This is a genomic window from Acinetobacter sp. UBA6526 (assembly GCF_002434875.1).
Lineage (GTDB): Bacteria > Pseudomonadota > Gammaproteobacteria > Pseudomonadales > Moraxellaceae > Acinetobacter > Acinetobacter venetianus.
In genome coordinates this window covers 1-11432 of the sequence record NZ_DJLC01000056.1, presented here as the reverse complement: position 1 = coordinate 11432, position 11432 = coordinate 1, and the positions used below count along the sequence as shown (strand labels likewise).

The 11432-nt window shown below is 39.2% G+C and carries 11 protein-coding genes; 6 read left to right on the top strand and 5 right to left on the bottom strand.

Features of this window, described 5'->3' with window-relative positions; translation table 11 throughout:
* Positions 1 to 393: 393 nt before the first annotated feature.
* Entirely contained in the window at positions 394 to 1227 is an 834-nt protein-coding gene (blaOXA, locus tag B4237_RS03830; RefSeq protein ID WP_278595751.1) for an OXA-266 family class D beta-lactamase, read from the bottom strand.
* 703 nt (positions 1228 to 1930) lie between these two features.
* On the opposite strand from blaOXA, the gene omp33-36 reads away from it, so the two are divergent.
* On the top strand, positions 1931 to 2824 hold the full coding sequence (gene omp33-36, locus B4237_RS03825; protein WP_007482787.1) for a porin Omp33-36: 894 nt from the start codon (positions 1931 to 1933) through the stop codon (positions 2822 to 2824).
* Positions 2825 to 2948: 124 nt separating this feature from the next.
* On the opposite strand, the gene B4237_RS03820 is transcribed toward omp33-36, so the two are convergent.
* The gene (locus B4237_RS03820) at positions 2949 to 3599 is read right to left on the bottom strand and encodes a response regulator (protein WP_004878012.1); all 651 of its coding nucleotides are present in this window, start codon (positions 3597 to 3599) and stop codon (positions 2949 to 2951) included.
* Positions 3600 to 3951: 352 nt separating this feature from the next.
* Here B4237_RS03820 and msuE point away from each other — a divergent pair, with 352 nt between their 5' ends.
* Both msuE and sfnG read left to right on the top strand, forming a co-directional pair.
* Complete coding sequence (gene msuE / locus B4237_RS03815; protein WP_278595752.1) at positions 3952 to 4692, top strand: FMN reductase; 741 nt, start codon at positions 3952 to 3954, stop codon at positions 4690 to 4692.
* A gap of 24 nt (positions 4693 to 4716) precedes the next feature.
* Positions 4717 to 5823 (top strand): dimethylsulfone monooxygenase SfnG, encoded by a 1107-nt coding sequence (gene sfnG, locus B4237_RS03810; RefSeq protein ID WP_278595753.1) that lies wholly within the window; start codon positions 4717 to 4719, stop codon positions 5821 to 5823.
* 77 nt (positions 5824 to 5900) lie between these two features.
* Here sfnG and B4237_RS03805 read toward each other — a convergent pair whose 3' ends face one another.
* Positions 5901 to 6314 carry an Lrp/AsnC family transcriptional regulator gene (locus tag B4237_RS03805; protein WP_023012666.1) on the bottom strand — a complete coding sequence of 138 codons (414 nt, stop codon included), beginning with the start codon at positions 6312 to 6314 and terminating at the stop codon, positions 5901 to 5903.
* A gap of 104 nt (positions 6315 to 6418) precedes the next feature.
* Between B4237_RS03805 and B4237_RS03800 the strand changes: the two genes are divergently transcribed.
* Positions 6419 to 6964 (top strand): cysteine hydrolase family protein, encoded by a 546-nt coding sequence (locus tag B4237_RS03800; RefSeq protein ID WP_278595832.1) that lies wholly within the window; start codon positions 6419 to 6421, stop codon positions 6962 to 6964.
* Between the two features lie 50 nt (positions 6965 to 7014).
* Here the strand turns inward: B4237_RS03800 and acs are convergent, their stop codons facing one another.
* On the bottom strand, positions 7015 to 8958 hold the full coding sequence (gene acs, locus B4237_RS03795; protein ID WP_286941489.1) for an acetate--CoA ligase: 1944 nt from the start codon (positions 8956 to 8958) through the stop codon (positions 7015 to 7017).
* A gap of 283 nt (positions 8959 to 9241) precedes the next feature.
* Between acs and B4237_RS03790 the strand changes: the two genes are divergently transcribed.
* Together B4237_RS03790 and B4237_RS03785 are read left to right on the top strand one after the other, a co-directional pair.
* On the top strand, positions 9242 to 9811 hold the full coding sequence (locus B4237_RS03790; protein ID WP_278595754.1) for a DUF805 domain-containing protein: 570 nt from the start codon (positions 9242 to 9244) through the stop codon (positions 9809 to 9811).
* Positions 9812 to 9943: 132 nt separating this feature from the next.
* A complete protein-coding gene (locus B4237_RS03785) occupies positions 9944 to 10930 on the top strand; it encodes a mechanosensitive ion channel family protein (protein WP_278595755.1) in 987 nt (328 codons plus the stop codon).
* On the opposite strand, the gene B4237_RS03780 is transcribed toward B4237_RS03785, so the two are convergent.
* On the bottom strand, positions 10910 to 11432 hold a 523-nt coding region (locus B4237_RS03780), incomplete at its 5' end, for a 16S rRNA (uracil(1498)-N(3))-methyltransferase (RefSeq protein WP_286941486.1). The two genes, B4237_RS03785 and B4237_RS03780, sit on opposite strands and share 21 nt — an antisense overlap.

Sequence of the window (11432 nt, the reverse complement as noted above, 5' to 3'; positions counted from 1 at the left end):
AAAAGTGTCAACACACCCTAATAATAATTAAAACAATTTTCATCAAATTGATCTTTCGAAGAATTATAAAATACTTTTGTATTATTTAAATTAGCCAAAAGAATAAATAAATGATTTATGAGCTAAATAAATTGTTATATATTCAAAATTATCTTTAATTATTAGAGATATAACACTGTTTTCAAATAAAAACATTCCACGCCTGATCGAAAAACTAAATCTTTTAGATAAAAATTATCAATTTCACACGTTTATTAAAAAGAGTAATACTTTACTAAAGCACAGACTTATAGATTTTAGTTAACCCTCTAGGATGTTTTCTCCCCCAAGCTAAACATCCTTTTCAACCCAACCGAATAAAACGGTTGGGTCTTTTTTTATGTGAATATTAATCTAATGCTGAATTAAACCTAACTGCTGCAATGCCTCATAAACAATCGTTTTCCGAGCCTCCACATGTTCAGTTTTATTCATCTCCATATTTAGAGAAAATGCAGTTACTTTACCATTAGGCTGCTCTACCCATCCTGTCCACCATCCCACTTGTGGCTCAACATCCATTCCCCAACCACTTTTCGCATAAACTTTTGTCCCATTCACCTGATCCACCAATAACATTTGCTTAACTTGCTGCTGAACAGGAATGTCAAACGCCAATTGCTCATTTGCCAACGCGTAGGCAAATCTGACTTCTTGAATCGGTGTGATTTTTAATGGGCCAACCAACCAAAAATTATCGACCTGATTGCCTATATCTGAATTTCCAAAGCCTATTCTTTTAACTTCAGATGCCATCAAATCTAAACCTATTCGTCTGGCTAATTCTTGATAAATAGGAACAGCGGATGCTTGAATCGCCTCAGTTAAGGTCAAATCTTTTTCCCAGCTCTTAAATCTGCGCTTTTCTCCATTCCATTTAAAAACTTCATTGGGTGTCGTTTTATGATGTTGGATGCCAATCAAAGCATTGAGCATTTTAAAAGTAGATGCAGGGATATAAGAGGTTTGAGCTCGATTTAAGGCATTCCCATATTCATGTATCTTTTGACCGTCATAAGTGACAAATACGCCTTCTGTTTTGGCATTCACAAATAGCTTAGAAATTTTTTGTTGTTGCTTTTGCTGTTCTGCAATCTGCAGCTCTGAATTTAAGCTGTGACAAGCAACCAAGCCTAAACTTAAGCATAACGAACTACATAGCAGAGCAACTTTGAACTTTTTTCGCATAATGAAGGAATATGGCAGGGTATGGAGTTTTAATATAAGCCTATTTCTTCATCAAATTTGTATTATTATTCTATTTTCATTTACTATAAAAAAGGCAAAAAAAAGCTCAGCCTTGGGGAAAGCCGAGCTAGTAAACAGAGATGTAAAAACATCGAATACTCAAGAAAATGTTATAAAGGCATAATGCAAATTAAATACCTCTTGATGCCAATTATGCGAACCAAGTCTCAAAAAGTAAAGTTGATTAAATAGATCGGAATTGTGTTTTTTATCGTTTTTGTTGATTATTTATACGTTACAATTACACAAAATTTAAGATTACAATTAAGAAAAAACAGTTACACCACACAAAAAACCAAGAAAATGAGATAAAAGTCTCACTAAGAAACCTAAAATATTACAATTTTAAGAATTTAAAAAAAGAAAAAAACGATCATATTAATCGTATAAAACAATTAAAAAGCATAGATATATGCCTGCTATTAGATGAAATCAGAATATCTAAAATGACGCTATCTTACTGTTAATTATAATTTTCATGATTGGTTGACAAAATAAAATACGTTTGTCTATTTTTTAGACAATACATACAAGCCATACATTCGTTTGTCGGGTCATAGAATTTATTACATTGACTTCATATTTTGTTACAATAGAATGACTCCAGATTTATATTTCTTTTATATCAATGCTGGAAATTACTATGAAAAAACTCGGTTTAGCCACTGCTTTAGTATTAGCCATGACCGGTGCTCACGCTTACCAATTCGAAGTTCAAGGTCAATCTGAATTTTTAGATACAAAACAGAATGACAAAGACTTCACTGGCGCTGGGCAAATCAGCTATTTCCTTAAAGATGTTGATACATCTAAAGGTCCTTTAGCTGAAGCTGCTTTCCTAAACCAAGCATCTAATGTTTCTGTTGCATATAGCTTTGCTAAAGAAAGTGGCGATGAGATCGTTACTACAAAAAATGAATCTATTGGTGCTAAGGGTGAAGCATATATCCCTACACCTTATTTACCAGTATATACAAGCGCATCTTATAGCCACTCTAAAACTAAAGTTGATGGCGAAAAAGACAACGGCGATCGTTATGCTTTAGAAGTTGGTACTTTATTAGCGCCTAATTTTTTAGTTGCTGTAGGTTACACTAGCATCGTTGACCAATTCGCTTTAGATGCAAACAGCGTACTTTCTCAAGGTATCGTTAAATCATTTGGCGAAGCTGCAACAATTGGTGAAGACCAAGATGCGATTACTGCACGTACTAAATACGTTGGTAACATCGATGGTACGAACATGGCTGTAGGTTTTGAAGCTGGTCTTGTTTATGGCGACACTACTGCTTACCAATTAAAAACTGATGTATACGTAACACCTAAGTTAAGCGTTGGTGCTTCTTATGCAGAAGTAAGTGCTAGCAAAAACCCTGCTAACGATAACTTCTCTCCAATCAAATCTGCTTGGGGCGCGAACGTTAACTACTTCATCACTCCAGCTGTTGCTGTAGGTGCTAGCTATTTAAATGCAAATGCAGTTAATGCTGACCTAGATACGCAAACTGTTGGCGTGAACGCGAAGTTCCGTTTCTAATATTGAATTCGGGTTCTAAACCTAGAACCCTTAATTCATAATAAAAAAACCAGTTCATCAGAACTGGTTTTTTTTGTTTTTAACAGCATTGATTAACTTTCATCTATAAAAGAAACTCAAATCATTACATCTTCTTATCTTCAATATTAAGCGCACTAATCGCCAATACTGCTTGAGTACGGTTTTGTACGCCAAGTTTACGGAAAATCGCAGTCACATGCGCTTTAATTGTTGCCTCTGATACATCCAGCTCATAAGCAATCTGTTTATTTAATAGGCCTTCCGCAACCATCATTAATACACGAAACTGTTGTGGTGTAAGAGACTGTAATCGCTCAGCGAGAGCCGTTTCATCCGCAGCACGAGGATCAAAACCTGCATGTGTTGGTAAATTTGGTGGTAGCCAAATCTCACCTTCTAACACTTGTTTAATCGCTTCACCAATATGACTAGGATGTGAAGACTTTGGAATATATCCCATCGCACCATGTGCAATTGCACGTTGAATAATTGAAAGCTCTTCATGTGCAGATACAACGATAATCGGAATCGCTGGATATTGAGCGCGAACATACACTAAGGCTGAAAATCCAGAAGCACCTGGAAGATTTAAATCCAACAGCACTAAGTCTGGTTCTGCACCATGCTCTAATCGTTCATAGAATTCATCAACATCCGCAGTTTCCTGAATTTGAGCCTGAGGAATGCTATAACGAACCGCTTGAATCAAAGCATGTCTAAATAAAGGATGGTCATCTACAATTAAAATATTCATAAGCGCTTTATGCAGTCTTCAAGTACGTCACTGTACGGAGTTTATTCAAATCTACTCTATCTTAGCGTATTTTTAAATAAACTGTTGGTCAAGCATCAAGAGTTGTGTATTCCAGCATAAATGCAAAACAATACAAATATTGATATAAGTCACATAACAGCAACTAATCAATAAACACTATACAGAAATAATGAGAAGAAACAGAGTATTAAATTCATTTAATTTTTCTCGTAATACTTAGAACAGATATATCTAGAAAACAGATAAGCTTGCAGCTTTTCCTTATTTTACAGCTACAGTCGAGCTATAGATAAATAAATAGTAATTCGTAATGATCTTTTAGGCTATGACTATGTCCAATCGTAATACTTTATCAACTCCACTAAATATTGTTGCGGTATCTGGTGGTTTAAATAGCCCATCAAAAACAGAAAGTTTAGTTCAAGCCATTCTCAATGAACTGGCAGAAGCCATCAACATTCAAGTACATTTTGTGAAACTCAGTGAAATTGGGCCTTTGCTTGGTGGAGCAATTTATCGTAATCAATTGCCACAACGTGTTCAAGATGACCTCGCAGCGGTAGAAGCAGCTGATGCACTGATTGTCGGCACCCCTGTTTATCGTGCTTCGTTTACAGGTTTATTCAAGCATTTTTTTGATTTTGTAGAACAAACTGCTTTGGTTGATGTGCCCGTTTTACTTGCAGCCTCAGGTGGCAGTGACCGCCATGCATTGGTCTTAGAACACCAATTACGCCCACTATTTAGTTTCTTTCAAGCACAAACCTTACCCATTGGCGTTTATGCCACAGACCGCGACTTCACCCCTGAATATACGGTAAAAAGCGAGCAATTATCTGATCGCGTGACGCTCGCTGTTGCACGTGCTTTACCAATCTTAGAATGGGCACCAGCCAAAGGTCAGCGTGCTGCTGCCATTAAAACCAAAACTGAACAAGCAAATCAAAATCTTGGGATCAACAAACAGATTGAACAGGCCGAGGTGCTTCCATCCGCAGCAGTTCCAGATTTGGATGCAGCGGAATCTCGATTACATTCCAAATCAACTAAAAATCTAACTCACGTTGCATAAACCGATTTAATGGAGGATACAACAATGACAACAACAGCATCCGCAATTAAATTTGCCTACTGGGTTCCCAATGTGAGTGGCGGTCTCGTTGTCAGCAATATTGAACAACGTACTGACTGGAGCTATGACTATAATGTGCGCTTAGCGCAAGCAGCGGAACAAAGCGGCTTTGAATATGCTCTCACTCAAATTCGTTTTACCGCTGGCTATGGTGCAGAGAACCAACATGAATCCGTGAGTTTTAGTCATGCTTTATTAGCAAAGACTGAAAAACTCAAAGTAATTGCAGCGATCCTGCCCGGCCCTTGGAAGCCCGCATTAGCTGCTAAGCAATTGGCGACCATTGACTATCTTACTCAAGGGCGCATTGCAATTAATGTTGTCAGTGGTTGGTTCCGTGGTGAATTTGATGCGATTGGCGAACCTTGGCCTGAGCATGACGAACGCTATGTTCGCTCGGAAGAATTTATTCGTACTCTCAAAGGGATTTGGACGACTGACCATTACAGCTTTGATGGTAAATATTACCAATTTCAAAATTACACGCTTAAACCAAAACCATTGCAAAAACCGTCCATCGAAGTGTTTCAAGGTGGTAGTTCTCGCGCCGCTCGTGATATGGCAGCACGTGTATCCGACTGGTATTTTACCAATGGCAATAGTGTCGAAGAAATCAAAAAGCAAGTCGATGATGTCCGCAGCAAAGCCAAGTTGGCCAACAGGCAAGTCAAGATCGGGGTTAATGCTTTCATTATCGCCCGTGATACAGAAGAAGAAGCTAAAGCCGTACTGAATGAGATCATTGCGCAAGCCAATGTCGAAGCGGTGAATGCCTTCGGTGATGCAACTCGTGAAGCAGGTGCAGCGGCTCCAGAAGGTGAAGGGAATTGGGCAAAATCGACCTTCGATGATTTGGTGCAATATAACGATGGCTTTAAAACTAATCTGATTGGTACACCAAATCAAATTGCAGAACGCATTCTTGCTTTAAAAAATGTGGGGGTAGATCTAGTTCTTTCTGGCTTTCTTCATTTCATTGAGGAAGTTGAATATTTTGGAGAAAAAGTTTTACCGCTAGTCCGTCAACTTGAACAACAACAGGAGCATCATCTCTCAGCAAAATCAGCGTAGTTTTCAGCGTTAAATAAGAAGAAAAACAAAACTAATAGCAGATACTCCCCCAAGGCTCGGCTTGGGGCTTTTTTATTTTAACGGGTCTCAATTTCTCGCATGACGGTTTCAACCGAATAACGGCACCACTGCGACAGCTGCTCAATGAATTCATTTAATTGTGGCGGATCAAAGTGGCTGACGATCATATAACAAGCATTGCCGAGAACTTTAAAACATTCATCCACTTGCTCATATTGTTTGACTAAACGCTCAACCTCGATAAAAGCTTGCTGATCATTCATAAAAAGTTGGATGAACTGTTTATGCTCATACTTTATCGCCACAGTGTAGTTTTTGATAATACCTGCATCCATCAACTGAGCAATACGTGCCCCCACTGCCTGTCCTGTACGATGCACGAATTGTCCAATTTCTTTATGACTCAGACGAGAATCTTGTCTCAATAATTCAAGAATTTTTAAGTCGATGGAATCAAGTTCAATATTCATTTTTCATTACGAAAGAAAACTAGCAATAATGCTTTCATCAGAATATAGCCCATTTCTCAGTTTCACCCTACGCTTGTTTTATCTTAACCTTAGAGCTAAATATGATGAAACAGGCCTTACTAATTATTGATGTACAGAATGATTATTTTAAAAATGGCAAAATGGAGTTGGTCAATCCTGAACTTGCCTTGCAAAATACCAATCAACTAGAAGACTATTTTATTCGAAACAATTTACCAATCATTTATATCCAGCACATTAGTCCAGCCTCGGCCAGTTTCTTTCAGGAGAATACTGTTGGTGTTGAATTACACCCACAACTTAAAATCACTGATGATTCTCTGATTGTTGAAAAACATTTTCCAAATAGCTTTCTAGAAACCAAACTTCAAGCCATCCTTGAACAGCATCAAGTTGAGCAATTAGTGATTGCAGGCATGATGACACATATGTGCGTCGATGCAGGAACACGAGCGGCACAAGAGCTTGGCTATCAGCCGATTGTGATTGCAGATGCGACTGCAACTCGCGATTTAGAACATGAGGGCAAAATAGTCAAAGCAGCAGATGTACAAACTGCTTTTTTATCAGCACTAGGCTTCTTCGCCACTGTACAAAACACGGCAGATTTTTTAGCCTCACATAAATAAACCATATAAAAAAAGAGCGTTCTACAGAACGCTCTTTTAGTAAAAAACGATTATCTGTTTGGATAAACCGTCGCAATCAAATGCTCGACCACAGCTGGTTCAGCTAATGTTGAGGTATCACCTAAGCTATCCAATTCATTTGCCGCAATCTTTCTTAAAATACGGCGCATGATTTTACCTGAACGGGTTTTCGGTAATGCAGGCGCCCAATGCAATGCGTCTGGGGTTGCCACGGGTCCAAGAACTTTACGCACCCAATTCACTAACTCTTTGCGTAGCTCTTCAGATTCTGCCACATCAGCTTGTAAAGTCACAAAGGTACAAATACCCTGACCTTTAATATCATGCGGCATCCCAACCACCGCAGCCTCAGCGACTGCCTCATGTGCCACCAACGCACTTTCAATCTCGGCAGTTCCTAGACGATGACCAGAAACATTCAACACATCATCAACACGTCCTGTGATCCAGTAGTAATTATCTTCATCTCGACGTGCGCCATCACCCGTGAAATAGCAACCTTTAAAGGTCGAGAAATATGCTTCGATAAAACGTTGAGGATCACCCCAAATGGTTCGCATCTGACCCGGCCATGAATCTTTAATCACCAGATTCCCTTCGGTTGCGCCTTCCAACTCATTGCCTTCACCATCGACCAAGGCTGGCTGAACACCGAAGAATGGACGTGTTGCTGAACCCGGTTTTAAGGCGGTTGCACCCGGCAGCGGTGAAATTAAGATACCACCCGTTTCTGTTTGCCACCAAGTATCCACAATTGGGCAACGACCTTCACCAACCACCTCGTGATACCAATTCCATGCTTCAGGGTTAATCGGTTCACCAACCGAACCCAGTAGACGTAAGCTACTGCGATCACTTTCACGCACATAAGCATCACCTTCACGCATCATGGCGCGAATTGCGGTTGGAGCAGTATAGAGAATAGTAATGTTGTGCTTATCACACACATGACCAATACGCGCCCAATTTGGATATTGTGGAATCCCTTCAAACATCACCGTCGTCGTTGCATTACTCAGTGGGCCATAAAGTAAATAACTATGTCCTGTAATCCAACCCACATCCGCAGTACACCAATACACATCATCTTCACGAAGATCAAAGACCTCTCTGAATGTTGTGTTGACATATACTAGATAGCCGCCTGTGGTATGGAGCACGCCTTTCGGTTTACCTGTTGAACCTGATGTATACAGAATGAATAACGGATCTTCTGCTTTCATTGGCTCTGGTGGGCAGTGCTCATCTACCTCCATAATGGCAAGGTGATACCAAACATCTCGCTCCGGATTAAACGCAACTGAATTTCCTGTACGGTGCACCACAATGACATTCTGAACACTACTTGTACCATCAATTTCCAATGCAGCATCTACATTTTCTTTGAGCGGAATAATTTTTCCGCCACGCATCCCTGCATCAGCGGTAATGACTAATTTTGCTTGGCTATCTTCAATACGACTGGCCAATGAGTCTGGTGAGAAGCCACCGAACACCACACAATGTACTGCGCCGATACGCGCACATGCCAACATGGCAATTGCTGCTTCAGGCACCATTGGCATATATAAAACTACGCGATCGCCTTTACTGATCCCTTGCTTTTTCAGGACATTGGCAAAACGACACACTTCATCATGCAATTCTGCAAATGAAATAATTTTATGACGTGATGGATGATCACCTTCCCAAATAATTGCTGGTTTGAGTGGATTATCTTTAAGATGACGGTCTAAACAGTTAGCAGAAACATTCAGTTCGCCATCTGCAAACCATTCGATCTTAAAATTATCTGGATGAAAACTGGTGTTTTTGACTTGCGTAAAAGGTTTGATCCAATCAATCTTTTTCGCTTCTTCTGCCCAAAATGCTTCAGGCTGTTCAATTGAATACTGATAACGATTGAAATAGTCTGCTTCAGAGATTCTTGCTGTTTCTTTGAATTTGTCAGGCACTGGGTAGATTTCTTTCATAGTTCACTTCCTTGGTTTTTTATCTCATACCGTAGATATACCATCTAATGCATCGGTATTTTTTGTTGTCTCTTGCAGTATGGTCACCAACAACAAGAGCAAACAATGCGGCTTTGGTCGTAGAACTGTTGCAATTTTACGATTCGCATATTTTCAAAATTTTACTCAAAATAATTTAAAATTTAACTGCTTGTCTATGCTTTTTGTTTTTAAAATAAGTGATTATTTTGATCAATGTAAACTCTTTAAAAGATTTAATAAGCAGAAAAATAGGAATCCATCTATGTCAGATTTTACAATTGCACCGCAGACGCAACCCAGCAAAGATCATCCGCTCTCATCGAGAGGACGTTTTAATCGACTTAGCTACTTAGGTTGGCATGGTCTTATCAGTATCGGATTCATGCTCATGTTCGTGCTATTGGTGTCAATCGCAGGCAATGTCAGCATAAACAATGTCAATATGAACGAACCGATGTTCTCAGCATTTTCAGGTATTGCAACATTTGCCATTATTGCGCTGTGGTTTGCAGGATTTTATTTTCAAATTGTTTTCTTGATTCGACGCTTACATGATCTCAATAAAACAGGTTGGTTATGCCTACTATTACTTGTGCCATTAATACAACTCTTTTTCACTTTATATGTATTACTTGCGCCAGGCACACCGTATCACAATGACTATGGAGATGTACGTCCATCGAAAGCATGGGAAAAATTATTGGCTTGGATCATGATTATTCTGAGTATTTTCATACTATTTAGTATGTCTGTCTTTATGTATTACTTCGCTAGTCCCGATATTTGGGATGCACCAACACAGATTATTCAAAACACAACGGAGTATTTTTGATTGTGAGTAATTTTTATGCGTTTGTAGCATTAATGAAATCAATTGATTACTGAATTTGCCAAGCGTGTTTACAATAATTTCATTATCATGCAACACCTTATTACTCCTTTCTTTGCGAAATAGAGATTTCTAGTGGCTAACGAACAAACAACATTGACAAATGTCGCGAAAGATACAGGCGAACTATTGCATCAGGCAAGCGCGAAAACCACACAGACGGTACTTGCACATACTGAGAAATATCACGATGCCTATACAACGATTGATAAAATCATCGACAGCTTTTGGGAACGTGTTCCCTATATCTGTATTGCGATTGTTGTTTTTATCATTTTCTGGTTACTCACTAAATTATTTAAATTTTTTGTGAATAAAACATTAACCAATCGCTCTTATGCAAGACAGAATTTGGTTTTAGTTCTACACCGTGTCGGTGGAACATTTATCTTATTCTTTGGCTTCCTAATCGCATTGGTGATTGCGATTCCAGGATTTACACCGAGCCAACTCATCGGTGCTCTAGGAATTGGTTCTGTTGCCATTGGTTTCGCATTTAAAGATATTTTCCAAAATTTACTGTCGGGTGTACTGATTTTACTTGGCGAACCATTCCGTATCGGTGATGCAATCATCGTAAATGGCATGGAAGGTGTGGTCGAAGATATTCAGATTCGAGCGACTTTTTTACGCTCTTATGATGGTCGTCGTATCGTGATTCCGAATGCAACGGTCTATACTAGTCCTGTAACCGTCAATACCGCTTATCAGCAACGTCGCTGTGAGTTTATTGTTGGTATTGGTTACGATGACGATGAACAAAAAGCCAAGCAAATTGTCTTGGATATCTTGAATAATGACCGTAATGTGCTCAGTCAACCGACATTCTCAGTCAATGTTACTGCTTTAGCCGATTTCTCTGTCAATTTAACGGTTCGTTGGTGGATTAATACCACTGAAACCGATATTTTATCATCGACCAGTTCAATCCAAGCTCAAGTAAAACAAGCCTTTAATGCTCAAGGAATTAATATTCCATATCCAATTCAAGAGCTTAAAGTACAGCAGAGCAATGCCCAATTGCCTTTTGATACACAAAACTCAGATAAACAGCCTTCCTAAAATAGACGAAACAGCAGTTTCAGTTCGCAAAATTCGGTTGCCTAAGCTCACAGCTTGGCAACCATTTTTTTTGAGCAATTCAATTTCATAAGGAATGAATCCGCCTTCTGGCCCAACCACCACAATACACGGATGTTGTATTGCATAAGGCATCACATGCTCAGCATAGGGGTGTGCCACATAAGCTGGCTGCTGCTCTGTGATTAAAGTTGCCAAAACATCTTCTACAAAAGGTTTAAAGCGTTTGTACAATTGTATCTCTGGCGCAATGGTGTCTCCCGCCTGCTCTAAGCCCAAAGTTACATAATCATCCAATTGCTGTATAAAAGGCGTCTGCCAATAGCTTTTATCTACGCGATAACTATGAATCAAACTAATGCGCTCTACCCCTAAAGTCACTGCATCCATCATCATTCGACGCAACACTTTGGGACGAGGTAAGGCAAGAATCAAATGTACAGGATGCTTAGCAGGTACAGCTTCGGTCTCAATCGGGCGCACC